Genomic DNA, 18,822 nt, shown 5'->3' on the forward strand with positions numbered 1-18,822 from the left:
CCCGGCTTCGGGCCCAGCCCTTCGCGCCGCCTCGTGCCCAGCTTTCCGCGGGCCCCTCGCATCGACCGCCGCGCGGCACGCGCCTCCGCATGTTGCGGACAGGGGGTGGCAATGATCCTTCCGGCGCCCATACTCGGGGGGTGACCGCCTACGAGCCCCCCGGTGACCCCGGCGCCGGTACCCGCCCCGCGCCGCGGACGGACACCGCCGCGTACGACGCAGTCGTGCTGGCCGGTGGTGCCGCGCGGCGGCTCGGCGGTGCCGACAAGCCGGGTCTGCGGGTGGGCGGACGGGCGCTGCTCGACCGCGTGCTGACCGCCTGCGCCGACGCCCGCACCACGGTCGTGGTCGCCGCCCCCCGGCCCACGGCCCGGCCGGTGTCCTGGGCCCGCGAGGAGCCGCCCGGCGGCGGTCCGCTCGCCGCCCTCGACGCCGGGCTCCGCCACACCGGCGCCGACCACGTCCTGGTGCTCTCCGCCGACCTGCCGTTCCTCGCCCCGGCCGCGGTGGGACGCCTGCTCGCCGCGGCGCGGGCGGGCTCCGCCGACGGCGCGCTGCTCACGGACGCCGACGGCCGCGACCAGCCGCTCGTCGCCGCGTACCGGTCGGCCGTGCTGCGCCGGGACCTCGCCGCGCTCACCGCCCGGCACGGCGGCCTCGCCGGACTGCCCCTGCGCCGACTCACCGGGGGCCTCCACCTCACCCGCGTCCCGGACCCTGTAGCGTCCTTCGACTGCGACACCTGGGACGACGTCGCCACTGCCAGGTCACGCATCAGGGAGCATGAGCACGTGTTGGACGAATGGATCTCCGCAGTCAAGGACGAGCTGGGCCTCGACCTGGACGTCGACACCGGCGCCCTGCTCGACCTGGCCCGTGACGCCGCCCACGGCGTGGCCAGGCCCGCCGCACCGCTCACCACCTTCCTCGTCGGCTACGCCGCGGCGCAGTCGGGCGGCGGCCCGGGAGCCGTCGCCGAGGCGGCCCGCAAGGCGGTGGCGCTCGCGGCCCGCTGGGCGGACGAAACCGGTCGGGCCGCCCCGGACGACAAGGGGAACGCGGGCAGCGCACCCGCCCACGAATCCGGTGCCGGCGAAACCGCCCCCGACGACGCCCGGCCCGACGCCGGATGACCGCGCACGGCACCCGGGACGGACACACCCGGGACGGCCAGGACGCCGACGACTTCGACGTCGAGGAGGCGCTCGCCCTCGCGAAGGACGGCGGCGGCCACGAACCGCCGCGCACGTCGGCCGATCCCGGTACGTCCGGCTCGCCCGCCACACCGTCCGCCCCCGGCGGACGGCCCGCGCCCCGGCACCACGTCACCCCCTGGGCCGAGGCCCGTGCGCTCGCCGCCCGCGCCCCGCACCTCGGCTCCCGCCCTGCCCCCGTCTCCGTCCCGCTCGACGCCGCGCTCGGCCTGACGCTGGCCACGCCCCTCACCGCCCTCACCGACCTGCCGTCCTTCGACACGTCCGCGATGGACGGCTGGGCCGTCGCCGGTCCCGGCCCCTGGGACGTACGCGAAGAGGGCGTCCTCGCCGGGCACGCGACGCGCGAGCCGCTCACCGACGGCGAGGCCGTGCGCATCGCGACCGGCGCCCGCGTCCCGCCCGACACCACCGCCGTCCTGCGCTCCGAACACGGCCGTACCGACGCCAGGGGCGCCCTGTACGCCACCCGCCGCGTCCTGCACGGCCAGGACATCCGCTCCCGTGGCCAGGAGTGCCGGGACGGCGACCGCCTGCTGTCCGCCGGAACGCTCATCACCCCGGCCGTCCTCGGCCTGGCCGCCGCCGCCGGATACGACACACTGACCGCCGTACGCCGTCCGCGCGTCGAGGTCCTCGTCCTCGGCGACGAGCTGCTGACCCAAGGGCTGCCGCACGACGGCCTGATCCGTGATGCCCTCGGCCCCCTGCTGCCGCCCTGGCTGCGGGCGCTCGGCGCCGACGTCGTCGCCGTCCGACGGCTCGGGGACGACGCCGACGCGCTGCACCACGCCCTCACCGCACCGGACGCCGCACCGCGCGTCGCGCAGGACACCGCGTCGGACACCGCGTCGGGCACCGCACCGAGCGCCGCCCCGGATGTCGACGTCGTCGTCACCACCGGCGGCACCGCCGCGGGCCCCGTCGACCACGTCCACCCCACCCTGCGTCGTATCGGCGCCGAACTCCTCGTGGACGGCGTCCGGGTGCGCCCCGGCCACCCCATGCTGCTGGCCCGCCTCGGCGACGGCCGGCACCTCGTCGGCCTGCCCGGCAACCCGCTGGCGGCCGTGTCCGGACTGCTCACCCTGGCCGAGCCGCTGCTGCGGACCCTGGCGGCCCGGCCGGTTCCGGAGCCGTACAGGCTGCCGCTCGGGGACGCGGTCCACGGGCACCCCCACGACACCCGGCTCGTTCCCGTCGTCCTGCGCGGTGACCACACCGTGCCGCTGCACTACAACGGACCGGCCATGCTGCGCGGCGTCGCGGCGGCCGACGCCCTGGCGGTCGTACCGCCCGGCGGTGCGCGGTCGGGTCAGGAGACGGAAGTGCTCGACCTGCCCTGGGCGTCCGGCGGAATCGGAGTGTGTTTCACGTGAAACTTCCGGGCCAGGATGCAATCGCCCGCCAGGCGGACGAACAGTTCGTGACCCACCGCGTGCGCCTCCCGCGGCAGATGGTGGAACACCCCATCCGCCAGGTCCTCAAGCGGCTGTCCATGGCCCTGGTGGTCCTCGTGGTGACCGCGTTGCTCGTCTACCTGGACCACGACGGTTACGGCGACAACTCCGACGACTCCGTCGATCTCCTCGACTCCTTCTACTACGCGACCGTCACGCTCTCCACGACCGGGTACGGCGACATCGCACCCGTGAGCGACACGGCCCGGCTCACCAACATCTTCGTCATCACGCCGCTGCGCGTGCTGTTCCTGATCATCCTGGTCGGCACCACGCTCGAGGCCCTCACCGAGCGCACTCGGGAGGAATGGCGACTGAACCGCTGGAGGTCCACCTTGCGCGATCACACCGTCGTCGTCGGCTTCGGCACCAAGGGCAGGTCGGCGATCCAGACCGTGTGTGCGACGGGCCTGAAGAAGGATCAGGTCGTCGTGGTCGACCCCGCCGCCAAGGCGATCGAAGCGGCGAGTGCGTACGGCTACGCGGGTGTCGTGGGTGACGCGACGCGCAGCGACGTCCTGCGCCGGGCGGAGGTGCACCGGGCGCGGCAGATCATCATCGCCACCCAGCGGGACGACACGGCGGTCCTGGTGACGCTGACGGCACGGCAGATGAACCGCGGCGCCAAGATCGTGGCCGCGGTGCGCGAGGAGGAGAACGCGCCGCTGCTGAAGCAGTCCGGCGCCGACGCGGTCATCACCAGCGCCAGCGCCGCCGGCCGGCTGCTGGGCCTGTCCGTGCTGAGCCCCGCCGCCGGCATGGTGATAGAGGACCTCATCCAGCAGGGCAGCGGGCTCGACATCGTCGAACGCCCGGCCATAAAGGCCGAGGTGGGCAAGACCCCGCGGCAGCTCGACGGCCTGGTGCTGAGCGTTCTCCGCGGCCATCGGGTGCTCGGCTACGACGATCCGGCCGTCGGGACGGTGCAGTTGACGGACCGGCTCATCACCATCGTGCGCGCGACGCCCGGCTCGCAGGTCACGCCGGACGCCCGGCCGCTGCCACAGGACTGACTCGAGGGGTCCATTCGTACGGATCCGGCGCACCGGTGCGTGGAGGCGGCGGGCGGCGGGCGGGGCCGCCTTGCCACCCGCTACTTGCGGTTGTACAGGCGCATCGTGACCGGTCCGAAGACCAGCACGAGCAGGGCTGCCCAGCCCAGCGTCCAGGCGACCTCGGCCGTCGGCCGGTCGCCCGCCATCAGGCCGCGCACCGCGGACGCGAGATGGGTGACGGGGCTGTTGTCGACGAAGGCCTGCAGCCAGCCCGGCATGGTCCTCGGGTCCACGAAGACGTTGGACAGGAAGGTGAGCGGGAAGATCACCATCATGCTGACGCCCATGACCGACTTCTCGGTGCGCAGCATCAGCCCGAACATCGTCCAGATCCACGAGAACGCGAACGAGAAGACGATCAGCAGCCCGACCCCGGCGAGTACGCCGCCCGCACCGCCGTCGGGCCGGTAGCCGAGGACGATGCCGACGGTGAGCATGACGACGGACGCGATGGCGTACCGCAGTGCGTCGCCGAGCAGGTAGCCGACCATCGTGGAGGGCCGCCAGATCGGCAGGCTGCGGAAGCGGTCGAAGACGCCCTTCTCGATGTCCGTGTTCACCGACACGCCGGTGTACATGGTGATCATCACGACCGACATCACGAGGATGCCCGGCAGCAGGAACTGGATGTACTCCTCCGGCGACCCGGCCAGCGCCCCGCCGAACAGGTACGTGTACATCACCACCATCATGATCGGGAACGCGGTGACGTCGAACAACTGCTCCGGCACGTGCTTGATCTTCAGCATGGCCCGCCAGCCGAAGGTCAGCGACGCCGAGAGCGCGCTGGGCCGCGGCGGACGCTCCGTGCCGACGAGCAGCGCGGTGAGCGACTCGGCGCTGACCGGTGCGAGCTCGGTGGTCTCGGGGATCGTCGCGGTGCTCATACCGCCACCTCGTCCTTCGGTTCGCGGGTGCCCTGCCCGTCGCGGGCCTCGCCGGCCTCGTGAGCCTGGTGGGCTTCGTGGGTCTTGTGGACGTCAGGGGTGTGAGGGGTGCCGTGGCACTCGTGGGCGTCAGGGGTGCCGCGGGTGCCCTCTGGTTCGTGGGCGTCCCGGGTGTCGTGTCCGGTGAGGGCGAGGAACACCTCGTCCAGGCTGGGCTGTCCCAGCGAGAAGTTGTCGACGGTGACGCCCGCGCGGGCCAGCTCGGCGAGCGCGCGGGCGGCCTGCCCGGCCGCGGTGTCCCGACCCGTCGCCGAGCCCAGCCGGGCGGTCAGCGCCAGCGGATCGGGCTCGGGCTGCACGTGCGCGTCCAGGGCACGCAGCAGGATGTCCGCCGCGAGCTCCCGCTGCCGGGCGTCCCGCAGCCGCAGATGGACGCTCCCCGCGCCGACGGACGCCTTCAGCTCGCCCTTCGTGCCCTCCGCGATGACCTTGCCGTGGTCGATGACGGCGATCCGGGAGGCCAGCTGGTCGGCCTCGTCCAGGTACTGCGTGGTGAGCAGCACGGTCGTGCCCTGGGCGACCACCGCCCGGACGATGTCCCACACCTGGTTGCGGCTGCGCGGGTCGAGCCCGGTCGTCGGCTCGTCGAGGAAGAGCAGGTCGGGGGTGTTCAGGATGGACGCGGCGATGTCGATACGCCGCCGCATGCCGCCCGAGTAGTGCTTGACCTGCTTGGCCGCCGCCTCCGACAGCCCGAAGGCCTCCAGCAACTGCGCGGCACGCTCCCGCGCGGCCTTCTTGTGGTGGCCGAGGAGCCGGCCCAGCAGCACCAGGTTCTCGGTACCGGTGAGGTCCTCGTCCACGGACGCGTACTGCCCGGTGAGGCTGACCCGGGCGCGTACCTCGTCCGCCTCGCGCACGATGTCGTGTCCGAAGACATGGGCCTGGCCGCCGTCGGGCCGCAGGAGGGTGGCGAGCATCTTCACCGTGGTGGTCTTGCCGGCGCCGTTCGGCCCGAGGACTCCGTAGACCGTGCCGGCCGGCACGGACAGGTCCACACCGTCGACGGCCCGGGTCTCACCGAATGTCTTCACCAGGCCAGCCGTCTCGATGGCCGGGCCGGACGTCTGTCTGCTCATGCTGTGGGTCCTTCCGCGCTGAAGCTACGGGGAGTGAGACTCTCCCCGGCACGCGAACTCATCGCTCCCGCACGAGCACCTCACGGCAGGACGCCGGGCCGGGCGTGACCGCGGCAGCGGACCCGGCGAGGCGGAGCGGCCGCACGGCCGGTGGCGGGCACGCGGCGGCGCGAGCGGCCCGGCGTACGGGGGCGGCGGCACGGTGCGGCGGCGCGGCGGGGAAGGCCGCGAGCGGAAACCGCACCCAGGCGCGGCGGTGCGGAGACGTGGGGCGGCACGGCGGGACGTGGGGCCGGCAGGAGCGAGGGGTAGCGTCCCTTCCATGCATGCGATCACGATTCCCGAACCCGGAGGGCCCGAGGCGCTGGTGTGGGACGAGGTCCCCGACCCGGTGCCCGGCGAGGGCGAGGTCCTGGTCGAGGTGGCGGCAAGCGCCGTCAACCGGGCCGACATCCTGCAGCGGCAGGGCTTCTACGACCCGCCGCCGGGCGCGTCCCCCTACCCGGGCCTCGAGTGCTCCGGGCGGATCACCGCGATCGGCACCGGCGTGGCCGGGTGGGCCGTCGGTGACGAGGTGTGCGCCCTGCTCTCCGGCGGCGGCTACGCCGAGAAGGCCGCCGTCCCCGCTGGCCAGCTGCTGCCCGTGCCCCGAGGGGTCGGCCTGACGCAGGCCGCCGCGCTGCCCGAGGTGGTCTGCACGGTCTGGTCGAACGTCTTCATGGCGGCCCATCTGCGTCCGGGCGAGACACTGCTCGTGCACGGCGGCTCCAGCGGCATCGGCACCATGGCGATCCAGCTGGCCAAGGCCGTCGGCGCCAGGGTCGCCGTCACGGCGGGCACACCGGAGAAACTGCAGGAGTGCGCCCGTCTCGGCGCGGACATCCTGGTCCACTACCGGGAGCAGGACTTCGTCGACGAGGTCAAGAAGGCCACGGACGGGGCGGGCGCCGACGTCGTCCTCGACAACATGGGCGCCAAGTACCTGGACCGCAACATCCGGACCCTCGCCCTCAACGGCCGCCTCGCGATCATCGGCATGCAGGGCGGCATCAAGGGCGAGCTGAACATCGCCGCGCTGCTCGGCAAGCGTGCCGCCATCAGCGCGGCCTCGCTGCGCGCCCGCCCCCCGGAGGAGAAGACGGCGATCGTGGCGGCCGTACGGGAACACGTCTGGCCGTTGATCGAGGCGGGCCAGGTACGCCCCGTCGTCGACCGCGAACTCCCGATGCCGGACGCTGCCGCCGCCCACCGGGTCGTGGAGGAGAGCGGCCACGTCGGCAAGGTGCTGCTGCTCACGCCGTAGCACCGGACGGCCGGGCGGGCGCCGGCACTAGACACGCCGCAGGCGCAGGCCGAAGAAGGCGAGCCCCAGGCCGAGGCCGATGAGGACGAGCCCACTGCCCAGCGGCAGGATGCGCAGCGGCGGGCCGACACCCCGCCGGCCGACGGCCCGCGGCGAGGCGTCGCCCGTCGCCCGCCCGGCCCCCGAGGGCACGGGCCGGGCGTCCCGGGCAGTCCCCTCCGCGTCGGGTACGGCGCCGGCGTCCGGCTCCCCGGACACGCCGCCCTCGTCGGGGCGGTCGGGGCGGTCCGGGCGGTCGGGGCTGTGGTCCGGGCGGCCGGGCCGTGCACCGCCTTCCTTCCGCGGCTCCCGCCGTTCCTCGACGCCCTCCCCGTGCCGCCCCGGCCGCAGCCGCCCCTCGCCGGGGACGCTCCCGGCCCGGGACGGCGACGGTGACGCGGGCGGCGACGCGGACGGGGCCGGGCGCGCGGCCGAGGCCGTGATCAGGGGCAGACCGCCGGAGGTCGCCGCAGGCCGGGCAGGGGAGGACGCCGGGGACGCCCCGTGCGCCCCGGACGGCTCGGACGCGTCGGGCGCAGAGCCGGACGCGGGGTCCGACGCGGACACAGACGCGGACGGGGACGGTTCGGCGCCGTACGCCACGGACAGGCCGACGCCCCCGGGCCCGTACGACCCGTGCGGCAGCACGCACGCGCCTGCGGTCAGGGTGGCCAGCACCGCCGCCGCCCGGAGTATGCACAGCCAGGAAGTCACCGTACAAGCGTCACATCGGCGGTGATACTCGGCATTCCGCGACCCGCCAACGGATTGATCACGTTCCTCGGGGGCATGGCCGTGACAGCGCGCCCGGTGCGAGACAATGGGGGCATGGAGATGCCGAGGAACGAAAGGTCGCCGGAGAACCCGCAGATCCTGGTGGTCGGCCAGGACGGCATGTCGCTCGGCGGCGGCACCGCAGACGAGGACTCCCGCGAGATCCCGGTCACGGAGCAGGTGGAACAGCCCGCAAAGGTCATGCGCATCGGCAGCATGATCAAGCAGCTCCTGGAGGAGGTGCGCGCGGCCCCCCTGGACGAGGCCAGCCGGGTCCGGCTGAAGGAGATCCACTCCAGCTCGGTCAAGGAGCTGGAGGACGGCCTGGCACCGGAGCTCGTCGAGGAACTGGAGCGGCTGTCCCTGCCGTTCACGGACGAGGCGACCCCGAGCGACGCGGAACTGCGCATCGCGCAGGCCCAGTTGGTGGGCTGGCTGGAGGGCCTCTTCCACGGCATCCAGACCACGCTGTTCGCCCAGCAGATGGCGGCCCGCGCGCAACTGGAGCAGATGCGCCGCGCTCTCCCCCCGGGCACCGTCCACGAGGACGAGGAAGACCACCCGATGGGCCGCTCGGGCGGACCGTACCTGTAGAAGACACCGACAAGGGGCCCGACGCCGAAGCGCCGGGCCCCCTGCTGTGCCGGTCGACGTGCTGTACCGGCCGACGGCCGCGCCGCGCCGGGCGGAACGCGGCGGCGTCCGTCAGGAGGTGGACGGGTAGCCCGTCGACACCTTGAGGGTGATCTCCGGCATCTTGTTGGGGTCGACGTCCGTGTCGGGCGGCGGGAACTGGTCCCTGACCGAGCCCTCGCCGAACGTGTTCTCGTCGACCTTCTCGATCTTCAGCTGCCAGCCCGCGGCCTGCGCGCACTCCTTGACCGACTGGATGTACTTGAACTTGAAGTCGGGGAGCTTGATCTTGTCGGGGTCGTTGTACGCCTCCCGAGGCTCAAGGCACTCTTCCTTGTCGATCTTCTTCGACGTGTCCGGCCCCCGGTACCCCGTCGGCTTCGACGGGGACCCCGACACGTTCCCCGTGCCGCTGCCCCCGCCCGCCGACGGCTTGTCGTCGTCGCCCTTGCTGAGGTTCAGGGCCACGATCAGGCCGACGACCGCCACGAGCGACACCGCGATCGAACCGATGACGACGGGCCTGTTGCTCCTGCCGCCGCTCCGGGTGCCGACGGACGTCGAGTGCTGCGGGGCGAGGTTGTACGGCGGAGGGGTCGAGGCCTGGTAGCCGCCCTGCTGCGGGTAGCCGTACGCCGGGGAGGGCATCTGGGGCGGTGTCGGGGCGCCGTACGCGCCCGGGTGGTACGGCGTCTGCACGTTGCCCTGCGGGACCGCGCCGCTCTGGTCGACCGGCGGGAACACCGCCGAGCCGACGCCCGCGCCGCTCGACGTCTGCGCGCCCGGCACGATGCTCGGCGCGGCGGGCTGGAAGGACGACGCCACGCGCAGGCACTCGGTGCGCATCGCCTCGGCGCTCGGGAAGCGCTCGTTCGGGTTCTTCTTCAGCGCGCGGGTGATCAGCGCGTCCACGGCCGGCGGCAGCGCGCGGTTGACGGTGGACGCCGTGACCGGCTCCTCCTGCACGTGCGCGTACGCGATGGCCAGCGGGGAGTCCGCGTCGAACGGCAGCCGCCCGGTGACCAGTTGGAACAGCATGATGCCGACCGAGTACAGGTCGGAGCGGGCGTCGACGCCGCGGCCGAGGGCCTGCTCCGGCGACAGGTACTGCGGGGTGCCGACGACCATGCCGGTCTGCGTCATCGACGTGACACCGGACTGCATGGCCCGCGCGATGCCGAAGTCCATGACCTTGACGACGCCGCGCTTGGTCACCATCACGTTGCCCGGCTTGATGTCGCGGTGGACCAGGCCCATCTCGTGGCTGATCTCCAGCGCGGCCAGCACGTCCGCGGTGACCTTCAGTGCCTTGTCGGCGGGCATCGCGCCGTACTGCCGCACGGCCTCGTCGAGCACCGAGCCGAGCGGGCGGCCCTCGACGTACTCCATGACGATGTACGGCATCGTCATGCCGTCGAGGTTGTCCTCGCCGGTGTCGAAGACCGAGACGATGTTCGTGTGCGTGAGCTTCGCCACGGCCTGTGCCTCGCGGCGGAAACGCTCACGGAACGCCTGCTCACGGCCGAGCTCGGTGTGAAGTGTCTTGATGGCGACCTGTCGGTCCAGCACGCTGTCGTACGCGAGATGCACCGAGGCCATGCCGCCCTCGCCGAGCAAGTCGCGCAGCTGATAGCGGCCGCCGGCGAGCGCGCGCCCCGCATACCGGCCCTGTGCGCCGTCCTGGCTCATCGTTCTGCGTCCCCCATGGCCCTTGAGGCGCCGGCTTGTGTCGGTGACCCGTGGCAGTGATCCAATGTGCTATTCCCGGCCAAGTCTGCCCCAGGGCACTGACACGTCAAGTTCGGTGCCCGTTCCGTGACCGTACGCGAAAGAAGCGTCGCGGAAGCGTTACAGCCGACGTACAGCCGGTACACGGAATTTGCACGACTGGACGCCTGGCCGGTTTGATGACCGGCCCGTCCCATGCCGGTCGCGGCCTCCGTCGCGCACCGGAGCCCCGCGCCGAGGCTGTAGCGTGGCCGACGGAGACCGTAACAACACCGCGCGCACCGCGGGCAGAAACGACGGCGAGGACTGATGGCACAGCAGCAGCGCGCTCAGGGCCCGTCCGACCCCGAGGCGACTGGCGGCGGCAAGTCGGACGCGCCGGAGCACTGGGGCAACGGCGGGCTGGTCGGGGACGGCCGGTACCGGCTGACCCACAGGCTCGGCCGGGGCGGCATGGCCGAGGTGTTCGCCGCGGAGGACGTCCGTCTGGGGCGCACCGTGGCGGTCAAGCTGCTGCGCGCCGACCTCGCCGAGGACCCGGTCTCCAAGGCCCGCTTCACGCGCGAGGCACAGTCGGTGGCCGGGCTCAACCACCACGCGATCGTCGCCGTGTACGACTCCGGCGAGGACGTCGTGGGCCGCCAGTCGGTGCCGTACATCGTGATGGAGATCGTCGAGGGCCGCACGATCCGCGACCTCCTGCTGAACGCCGAGGCGCCCGGCCCCGAGCAGGCCCTGATCATCGTCTCGGGCGTCCTGGAGGCGCTGGCCTACTCGCACCAGCACGGCATCGTGCACCGCGACATCAAGCCCGCCAACGTGATCATCACGCACAACGGCGCCGTGAAGGTCATGGACTTCGGTATCGCGCGCGCCCTGCACGGCGCCCAGTCCACGATGACGCAGACCGGCATGGTCATGGGCACCCCGCAGTACCTCTCACCGGAGCAGGCGCTCGGCAAGGCCGTCGACCACCGCTCCGACCTGTACGCCACGGGCTGCCTGCTCTACGAACTCCTCGCGCTGCGCCCGCCGTTCACCGGCGAGACCCCGCTGTCGGTGGTCTACCAGCACGTACAGGACATCCCGACGCCCCCGTCCGAGGCCTCCGACGTCTGCCCGCCGGAGCTGGACGGCCTGGTCATGCGCTCCCTGGCCAAGGAGCCCGACGACCGCTTCCAGACGGCCGAGGAGATGCGCGGCCTGGTCCAGTACGCGCTGCAGATGCTCTACGACCAGGGCGGACACACCGGCACCTGGAACACCGGCCCGGTGGACACGCACGACGGCCGGCACACCCCGGCCGGCGGCTTCAACGGCACGACGGCCATGCCGCACCCCGACGGGCACGGCACCACGCAGGTCCCTGCGATCCTGCCCGGCGGGTACGGCGGCGACGACGGCGGCTTCGAGGGCCACGGCAACAAGGGCAGCGGGCGGGGCAAGCTGTGGATCCTCGCGGTGCTCGCGGTGATCGCCATCGCGGCCGGTGTCGCGCTCGCGCTGAACAACGGCGGCGGTGGCGGCGGTGGCGGCGGCAAGGAGTCGCCGGCGACCTCGGAGACCGACAAGGACCACAAGGCCAGCGAGACGCCGAGCGGAGACGCGACGGAGGAGTCCACCGGCACGGGCACGGACGACGACACCGGTACGGGTTCCGACTCGGACTGGACGCCGTCGGCCACGCCGTCCATCACGCCGTCCCCGAGCACCACGGGCGAGCCGAGCGAGGAGCCGACGACGGACGCGCCGACGACGGAGCCGACCGAGGAGCCGACGACCGGCGACGACACCCCCACGGAGCCGACCGACACGGCGGGGCCGCCCACCGGCGGGGCCCTCGGCGGCGTCAACGACGGTGACGACTGACCGTCCCGCGCACTGTCCCCGCCACGCGCGCGGGCCCGGAAACGGGCCCGCGCGCGTGGCGCTGCGGGGCCGCACACGCGTAACGCTCAGCCGTGAGCCGTGAGCCGTGAGCCGTGAGCCGTGAGCCGTGAGCCGTGAGCCGTGGGCCGTCAGCCGGAGAAGGCGTCGCGCACGGCGTCGTACTCCCGGGTCCACCACACCGCCAGCGCCGACGCCGCCGGGAACTGGGGGTCCGCACGGGTGTCGCCGCGCTCGTAGTGCCAGCGGAGCATCCAGAAGTCGTTCAGGCGCTCCCACCAGACGCGGTGCACCGCGGCGGCCAGTTCGGCGGGCGCGGCCCCGGTCGTCCGCCGGTACGCACGCGCGTAGGCACGCACCTTCGGCAGATCGAGCGTGCCGGCGGGGCCGACGAAGAAGATCGCGGCGGCCCGTACGGCCTCCTCCGCGCGGGGCTGCACGCCGAGCCGGTCCCAGTCGACGATCGCGATGGGCGCGCCGCCCCTGTAGAGCACGTTGAACGGGTGGAAGTCCCCGTGCACCCAGCCCACCGGACCGCCGCGCGCCGGTCGCCGGTCGCCGTACCGCTCCAGGAGCACGCGCCGTTCCCGGAGGCGGTGGCGGGCCAGTTCGTCGAAGGAGGTGGGAGGCCGGCGGCGGCGCACGCGGGTGAGCAGGTCGTCGATGAGGGCGAAGGTGTCGGCGGGGTCGGCGCTCTCGGCAAGCGGACCGGCGTCGGCGGGGGCGCCGTACGGGTCCCCGGGGTCCGGGTTCGCGCCGCACGGCCCCGCGTGGTGCTCGTGCGGCGGCATCACGCGTTCCAGTCCGGCGTGCACCGCCCCCAGGAGCGCGCCGAGACGTCCGCACTGGTCGGTGGTGAGCTGGCCGCCGTGACGGTGGCGGCCGTCGACCCAGGGGTGCAGCGCGTACGCGGAGCCGCCGACGACGGCGACCGTGCGTCCGTCGCGGCCGGGCAGCGGCGGGGCGACCGGGACGCCCAGCCCGGCCAGGCGCTCGGTGGCCCGGTGCTGGCGGGCGATCGCGGCCGGGTCGGCGGTGTCGGGGTCGAAGTGGTGCTTGAGGAAGTATCGACCGCGGGTCGTGCACAGCCGGTAGCCGCGGTTGAGGAGCCCTTGGTCGACGGGCTCGCAGGTGAGTGGGGAGCCGGCGGAGAACCGGCGGAGAAGGGCACCCAACGGGGGCGCGGGGGGCGCAGAGGGCGCGTGAGGAACAGAGGGTAGTACGTGTAACGGCGGCACGGCCCGAATGCTAGGGCACCGAACGGGCCCGTGAGCTGCGCGTTGTCACAGAAAGTCGCGGTCAGTCGCAATCGGTCACACTGTGCTGCGGAAGTGGCGCTCCAGAGACCCGGTGGCCCCGTGCACGCTGCAGAACCGGGGCTCCAGACGCAGGTACACGGGCTCGTACGGCTCGCCGTCCACCAGCCGGGGGGTGGGGCCGAACCGCTCGAGTTCGGCGGGGGTGGGCTCGTACGCCTCGCAGTGGCCGACGACCTGCACCGACCAGCCGTCCTCCTCGCCGGGCCGCAGGCTGTCCAGGTTGTCGGAGCCGTACGCGACGACGCAGCCCGTGCAGGCCTGGTGATAACCGCAGCTGCGGGGCATGCGCAGCAGGATCCGGCCGTCCGCCACGATGTGCCGGGCGAAGGCCAGGAAGGGCAGGGCGCGCCGGCTCGCGGCCACCCGGCCGTACGCGGTGCGGCCGAGCAGGGCGACGGCGAGCTGTTCGTCGGAGGGCATGTGTTCACTGTGCGCGGACGGACGGCGACGGCACCAGAGGCGACGGCCCCGAAAGGGCGGGTCGTAGGTCCTGCGCACGTGCGAATTCGCTGCCGCGCGTTTCCGGGCCTCCGGGCCTGCCGTTTTCCCGCCCGGTCCTGCCCGGTCCTGCCCGGTCCTGCCCGGTCCTGCCCGGTCCTGCCCGGTCCTGCTCGGTTCAGCTCTTTTCCGCTTGGAGCCGTGCCACGTACGCGGCGGCCTGGGAACGGCGCTGCATACCGAGTTTCGCCAGCAGGCCGGACACGTAGTTCTTGATCGTCTTCTCGGCGAGACCGAGCCGCTCGCCGATCACGCGATTGGTCAGGCCCTCGCCGATCAGCTCGAGAATGCGGCGTTCCTGGGCGGTGAGATTCGCGAGAGCGTCGTCCTCGCGCGGGCCGCCGCCGTCCCGCAGCCGTTCCAGCACGCGTGCGGTGGCGACCGGGTCGAGCAGGGACTTCCCGGCGGCCACGTCGCGCACGGCGGCCAGCAGTTCCGTACCGCGGATGGCCTTCAGGACGTAGCCCGCGGCGCCCGCCATGATCGCCTCGAACAGGGCCTCGTCGTCGGCGAACGACGTCAGCATCAGGCACCTGACGGACTCGTCCCGGGAGCGGATGTCGCGGCACACCTCGACGCCGCTGCCGTCCGGCAGACGGACGTCCAGCACCGCCACGTCGGGGCGGTCGGCCGGGATCCGGGCCAGCGCGTCGGCGGCCGTGCCCGCCTCGCCGACCACCTCGATGTCGTCCTCACCGGCGAGCAGCTCGTGCACGCCGCGGCGCACGACCTCATGGTCATCGAGGAGGAAAACGCGGATTTTTCCGTGTTCGTCCACCCGATCAGTCTCACACACCGACTCTTCCCGTGCCCGGGGTGCGCGGGATAACGTGCCGTTGTTCCGGCCCCCTGCAAGGCTGTGACCAGTGCCGTGACCAGCGGCTCCTCCAGGCAGCCGCGAGGTACTCGGGCATCCAAGGGGAACTACTTGGAGATCCAAGGAAAACGCAGGTCAAGAGGGGTTTCACAGAACTGTGGAGCACTGGGTAACGTGATTCTTGCAGGGCGCTCGCCGGGGCACCTGACCGCCTGTTCCCGGCCGAGTGGCACCCACCCCGTGCCCGTAGGTCCAGAACAGGTGAGCCGCACTGGCCTACCGGCAACCCCGGGGGCCGGACCGACGGAGGAGCACACGTGACCGTGGAGAGCACTGCCGCGCCCAAGCCGCGACGCAGCGCCGGAAGCAAGGCCGGCACCACCGGCAGCAAGCGCGCTGCCGGTACCCCGCGCGCCAAGAAGAGCGCCGAGCCCCAGCTCGTGCAGCTGCTGACGCCCGAGGGCAAGCGCGTGAAGAACGCCGAGTTCGACAAGTACGTCGCCGGCATCACCCCCGACGAGCTCCGCGGTCTCTACCGCGACATGGTGCTCACCCGCCGCTTCGACGCCGAGGCCACCGCCCTGCAGCGTCAGGGCGAGCTGGGCCTGTGGGCGTCCCTGCTCGGCCAGGAGGCCGCCCAGATCGGCTCCGGCCGCGCCCTGAACGACGACGACTACGTCTTCCCGACCTACCGGGAGCACGGCGTCGCCTGGTGCCGCGGGGTCGACCCGACGAACCTGCTCGGCATGTTCCGCGGCGTCAACAACGGCGGCTGGGACCCGAACGGCAACAACTTCCACCTGTACACGATCGTCATCGGCTCCCAGACGCTGCACGCCACGGGCTACGCCATGGGCGTCGCCAAGGACGGCGCCGACTCGGCCGTCATCGCCTACTTCGGCGACGGCGCCTCCAGCCAGGGCGACGTGGCCGAGGCCTTCACCTTCTCCGCGGTCTACAACGCCCCCGTGGTGTTCTTCTGCCAGAACAACCAGTGGGCGATCTCCGAACCGACCGAGAAGCAGTCCCGCGTGCCGCTGTACCAGCGCGCGCAGGGCTTCGGCTTCCCGGGCGTGCGCGTGGACGGCAACGACGTCCTCGCGTCCCTCGCGGTCACCAAGTGGGCTCTGGAGCGGGCCCGCAACGGCGAGGGCCCCACCCTCGTCGAGGCGTACACGTACCGCATGGGCGCCCACACCACCTCCGACGACCCCACCCGCTACCGGCACGACGACGAGCGGGCCGCCTGGGAGGCGAAGGACCCGATCCTGCGGCTGCGCCGCCACCTCGAGGCCGCGCACCACGCCGACGAGGCCTTCTTCGCGGAACTCGAAGCGGAGAGTGAAGCGTTGGGCAAACGAGTGCGCGAGGCGGTCCGCGCCATGCCGGACCCGGACCACTTCGCCATCTTCGAGAACGTGTACGCGGACGGGCACGCGCTCGTCGACGAGGAGCGCGCCCAGTTCGCCGCCTATCAGGCGTCGTTCACGGACGTAGAGGGGGTCTGACATGGCTGCGGAAAAGATGGCCCTGGCCAAGGCGATCAACGAGTCGCTGCGCCGCGCCCTGGAGGAGGACCCGAAGGTCCTCGTCATGGGTGAGGACGTCGGCAAGCTCGGCGGTGTCTTCCGGGTGACGGACGGCCTGCAGAAGGACTTCGGCGACAGCCGCGTCATCGACACCCCGCTCGCCGAGTCCGGCATCGTCGGCACCGCGATCGGTCTCGCCCTGCGCGGCTACCGCCCGGTGGTGGAGATCCAGTTCGACGGCTTCGTCTTCCCGGCGTACGACCAGATCGTCACGCAGCTCGCGAAGATGCACGCGCGCTCGCTGGGCAAGGTCAAGATGCCCGTCGTCGTCCGCATCCCCTACGGCGGCGGCATCGGCGCGGTCGAGCACCACTCGGAGTCCCCCGAGTCGCTGTTCGCGCACGTGGCGGGCCTGAAGATCGTCTCCCCGTCGAACGCGTCCGACGCGTACTGGATGATGCAGCAGGCCATCCAGAGCGACGACCCCGTGATCTTCTTCGAGCCCAAGCGCCGCTACTGGGACAAGGGAGAGGTCAGCACCGAGGCCATCCCCGACCCGCTGCACAGGGCGCGCGTGGCCCGCGAGGGCACCGACCTCACCCTGGCCGCCTACGGCCCCATGGTGAAGCTCTGCCAGGAGGCCGCCGACGCGGCGGCCGAGGAGGGCAAGTCCCTGGAGGTCCTGGACCTGCGCTCGGTGTCCCCGATCGACTTCGACGCGATCCAGGCGTCCGTGCGGAAGACCCGCCGCCTGGTGGTCGTCCACGAGGCACCGGTGTTCTTCGGCTCCGGCGCGGAGATCGCCGCGCGCATCACGGAGCGCTGCTTCTACCACCTGGAGGCCCCGGTGCTCCGGGTCGGCGGCTACCACGCGCCGTACCCGCCGGCCCGCCTGGAGGAGTCGTACCTGCCCGACCTGGACCGGGTACTCGATGCCGTCGACCGCTCGCTGGCGTACTGAGGAGAGGGTCGTGACGACGATGACGGAAGCGTCCGTGCGCGAGTTCAAGATGCCCGACGTGGGCGAGGGGCTCACCGAGGCCGAGATCCTCAAGTGGTACGTGCAGCCGGGCGACACGGTCACCGACGGGCAGGTGGTGTGCGAGGTCGAGACGGCCAAGGCCGCCGTCGAACTGCCCATCCCCTACGACGGCGTGGTCCGCGAGCTGCACTTCCCCGAGGGGACGACGGTCGACGTGGGTACGTCGATCATCGCGGTCCAGGTGGGAGGCGGCGCGGCCGAGGCCCCGGCGCAGGCGCCCGCCGAGCCGCAGCCGGCGGCGCAGCCCGCGCCGCAGCCCGAGGCGAAGGGCTCCGGCCGCCAGCCGGTCCTCGTCGGGTACGGCGTGTCGACGTCCTCCACCCGGCGCCGCCCCCGCAAGGGCGCGGAACCGCAGGCCGCGCAGGCGTCCGGGGCGATCCAGTCCGAGCTGAACGGCCACGGCGCCGCGCCCGCCGTCCCCGCCGAGGCTCCCGCCCCGGTGACCGGCCAGGCGCGCCCGCTGGCGAAGCCGCCGGTGCGGAAGCTGGCGAAGGACCTGGGCGTCGACCTGGCCACGGTGCTGCCCTCCGGCCCGGACGGCATCATCACGCGCGAGGACGTCCACGCGGCCGCGAACCGGGTGACGGTCCCGGAGCAGGCGGAGCCGCAGGCCCCGCCCGCCCCGGCGACCCCGGACCGGGCGGCAGCACCCGCCCCGGCCGTCTCCTACGACACGGCGCGCGAGACCCGTACCCCGGTCAAGGGCGTCCGCAAGGCGACGGCGGCGGCGATGGTCGGCTCGGCGTTCACCGCGCCGCACGTCACGGAGTTCGTGACGGTCGACGTGACCCGGACGATGAAGCTGGTGGAGGAGCTGAAGCAGGACAAGGAGTTCGCGGGGCTGCGCGTGAACCCGCTGCTCCTCATCGCCAAGGCCCTGCTGGTCGCCATCAGGCGGAACCCGCAGGTCAACGCGTCCTGGGACGACGCGAACCAGGAGATCGTGGTCAAGCACTACGTCAACCTGGGCATCGCCGCGGCCACCCCGCGCGGCCTGATCGTCCCGAACATCAAGGACGCGCACGCCAAGACGCTGCCGCAGCTGGCCGAGTCGCTGGGCGAGCTGGTGTCCACGGCACGGGAGGGCAGGACCTCCCCGTCCGCGATGCAGGGTGGCACGGTCACGATCACCAACGTCGGCGTCTTCGGCGTCGACACCGGCACGCCGATCCTCAACCCCGGCGAGTCGGCGATCCTCGCGGTGGGCGCGATCAAGCCCCAGCCGTGGGTCCACAAGGGCAAGGTGAAGCCCCGGCAGGTCACCACGCTGGCCCTGTCCTTCGACCACCGCCTGGTGGACGGAGAACTGGGCTCGAAGGTCCTGGCGGACGTGGCGGCGGTCCTGGAACAGCCGAAGAGGCTGATCAGCTGGGCCTAAGGTCTGTCGTTTGGATCACCCCGGTGTCGCGGGGTCCGGCACGCACGTCTGCCGCGTTGTCGTCGGTTGCCAACGCTCCGCGTTGACGCCCTCCTCCGCCTTGCAGCCGCACGCACCAGA

16 protein-coding genes are annotated in these 18,822 nt (G+C 72.8%); 9 read left to right on the plus strand and 7 right to left on the minus strand.

Going from position 1 to position 18,822, the window contains the following annotated elements:
• Positions 1 to 140 precede the first annotated feature (140 nt).
• Genes ABZ354_RS20180 through ABZ354_RS20190 form a run of 3 tightly spaced genes read left to right on the plus strand, consistent with a single transcriptional unit; the run spans position 141 to position 3,687 of the window.
• Positions 141 to 1,133 carry an NTP transferase domain-containing protein gene (locus tag ABZ354_RS20180; protein ID WP_358658535.1) on the plus strand — a complete coding sequence of 331 codons (993 nt, stop codon included), beginning with the start codon at positions 141 to 143 and terminating at the stop codon, positions 1,131 to 1,133.
• The gene (locus tag ABZ354_RS20185) at positions 1,130 to 2,593 is read left to right on the plus strand and encodes a molybdopterin molybdotransferase MoeA (protein WP_358658537.1); all 1,464 of its coding nucleotides are present in this window, start codon (positions 1,130 to 1,132) and stop codon (positions 2,591 to 2,593) included. Before ABZ354_RS20180 ends, ABZ354_RS20185 begins: the two co-directional genes overlap by 4 nt.
• Positions 2,590 to 3,687 (plus strand): potassium channel family protein, encoded by a 1,098-nt coding sequence (locus tag ABZ354_RS20190; RefSeq protein WP_358658539.1) that lies wholly within the window; start codon positions 2,590 to 2,592, stop codon positions 3,685 to 3,687. Before ABZ354_RS20185 ends, ABZ354_RS20190 begins: the two co-directional genes overlap by 4 nt.
• An 80-nt stretch (positions 3,688 to 3,767) precedes the next feature.
• Here ABZ354_RS20190 and ABZ354_RS20195 read toward each other — a convergent pair whose 3' ends face one another.
• Positions 3,768 to 4,616 (minus strand): ABC transporter permease, encoded by an 849-nt coding sequence (locus ABZ354_RS20195; RefSeq protein WP_358658540.1) that lies wholly within the window; start codon positions 4,614 to 4,616, stop codon positions 3,768 to 3,770.
• Positions 4,613 to 5,755 (minus strand): ATP-binding cassette domain-containing protein, encoded by a 1,143-nt coding sequence (locus ABZ354_RS20200; protein ID WP_358658542.1) that lies wholly within the window; start codon positions 5,753 to 5,755, stop codon positions 4,613 to 4,615. The genes ABZ354_RS20195 and ABZ354_RS20200 overlap by 4 nt, the downstream gene beginning before the upstream one ends.
• A 322-nt stretch (positions 5,756 to 6,077) precedes the next feature.
• Between ABZ354_RS20200 and ABZ354_RS20205 the strand changes: the two genes are divergently transcribed.
• Positions 6,078 to 7,058: an NAD(P)H-quinone oxidoreductase gene (locus ABZ354_RS20205; protein WP_358658544.1), complete on the plus strand. Its 981-nt coding sequence runs from the start codon at positions 6,078 to 6,080 to the stop codon at positions 7,056 to 7,058.
• A 27-nt stretch (positions 7,059 to 7,085) separates the two neighbouring features.
• Here ABZ354_RS20205 and ABZ354_RS20210 read toward each other — a convergent pair whose 3' ends face one another.
• Positions 7,086 to 7,811, minus strand: coding sequence for a hypothetical protein (locus ABZ354_RS20210; RefSeq protein WP_358658546.1), 726 nt, complete (start codon positions 7,809 to 7,811; stop codon positions 7,086 to 7,088).
• 114 nt (positions 7,812 to 7,925) lie between these two features.
• On the opposite strand from ABZ354_RS20210, the gene ABZ354_RS20215 reads away from it, so the two are divergent.
• Positions 7,926 to 8,465, plus strand: a complete 540-nt coding sequence (locus ABZ354_RS20215) for a bacterial proteasome activator family protein (protein WP_358658548.1) — start codon at positions 7,926 to 7,928, stop codon at positions 8,463 to 8,465.
• Positions 8,466 to 8,576: 111 nt separating this feature from the next.
• On the opposite strand, the gene ABZ354_RS20220 is transcribed toward ABZ354_RS20215, so the two are convergent.
• Entirely contained in the window at positions 8,577 to 10,193 is a 1,617-nt protein-coding gene (locus ABZ354_RS20220) for a protein kinase (protein ID WP_358658550.1), read from the minus strand.
• 348 nt (positions 10,194 to 10,541) lie between these two features.
• On the opposite strand from ABZ354_RS20220, the gene ABZ354_RS20225 reads away from it, so the two are divergent.
• Positions 10,542 to 12,101 (plus strand): protein kinase, encoded by a 1,560-nt coding sequence (locus tag ABZ354_RS20225; protein WP_358658552.1) that lies wholly within the window; start codon positions 10,542 to 10,544, stop codon positions 12,099 to 12,101.
• A gap of 149 nt (positions 12,102 to 12,250) precedes the next feature.
• Here ABZ354_RS20225 and ABZ354_RS20230 read toward each other — a convergent pair whose 3' ends face one another.
• The 3 genes from ABZ354_RS20230 to ABZ354_RS20240 all read right to left on the minus strand — a co-directional run bounded on the left by ABZ354_RS20230 (position 12,251) and on the right by ABZ354_RS20240 (position 14,714).
• Positions 12,251 to 13,357, minus strand: coding sequence for a phosphotransferase (locus ABZ354_RS20230; RefSeq protein WP_358658554.1), 1,107 nt, complete (start codon positions 13,355 to 13,357; stop codon positions 12,251 to 12,253).
• A 75-nt stretch (positions 13,358 to 13,432) separates the two neighbouring features.
• Positions 13,433 to 13,858 (minus strand): pyridoxamine 5'-phosphate oxidase family protein, encoded by a 426-nt coding sequence (locus ABZ354_RS20235; protein ID WP_358658555.1) that lies wholly within the window; start codon positions 13,856 to 13,858, stop codon positions 13,433 to 13,435.
• A gap of 196 nt (positions 13,859 to 14,054) precedes the next feature.
• Positions 14,055 to 14,714 carry a response regulator transcription factor gene (locus tag ABZ354_RS20240; RefSeq protein ID WP_358658556.1) on the minus strand — a complete coding sequence of 220 codons (660 nt, stop codon included), beginning with the start codon at positions 14,712 to 14,714 and terminating at the stop codon, positions 14,055 to 14,057.
• Positions 14,715 to 15,070: 356 nt separating this feature from the next.
• Here ABZ354_RS20240 and pdhA point away from each other — a divergent pair, with 356 nt between their 5' ends.
• The 3 genes from pdhA to ABZ354_RS20255 are packed head-to-tail and all read left to right on the plus strand — an operon-like array spanning position 15,071 to position 18,702.
• Entirely contained in the window at positions 15,071 to 16,261 is a 1,191-nt protein-coding gene (pdhA, locus tag ABZ354_RS20245) for a pyruvate dehydrogenase (acetyl-transferring) E1 component subunit alpha (RefSeq protein WP_358658558.1), read from the plus strand.
• Position 16,262: 1 nt separating this feature from the next.
• Complete coding sequence (locus tag ABZ354_RS20250) at positions 16,263 to 17,243, plus strand: alpha-ketoacid dehydrogenase subunit beta (protein WP_358658560.1); 981 nt, start codon at positions 16,263 to 16,265, stop codon at positions 17,241 to 17,243.
• A 10-nt stretch (positions 17,244 to 17,253) separates the two neighbouring features.
• Positions 17,254 to 18,702, plus strand: coding sequence for a dihydrolipoamide acetyltransferase family protein (locus ABZ354_RS20255; protein WP_358658562.1), 1,449 nt, complete (start codon positions 17,254 to 17,256; stop codon positions 18,700 to 18,702).
• The last annotated feature ends 120 nt before the right edge of the window (positions 18,703 to 18,822 follow it).

The sequence above is a fragment of the Streptomyces sp. NPDC005925 genome, from assembly GCF_040638805.1.
Lineage (GTDB): Bacteria > Actinomycetota > Actinomycetes > Streptomycetales > Streptomycetaceae > Streptomyces.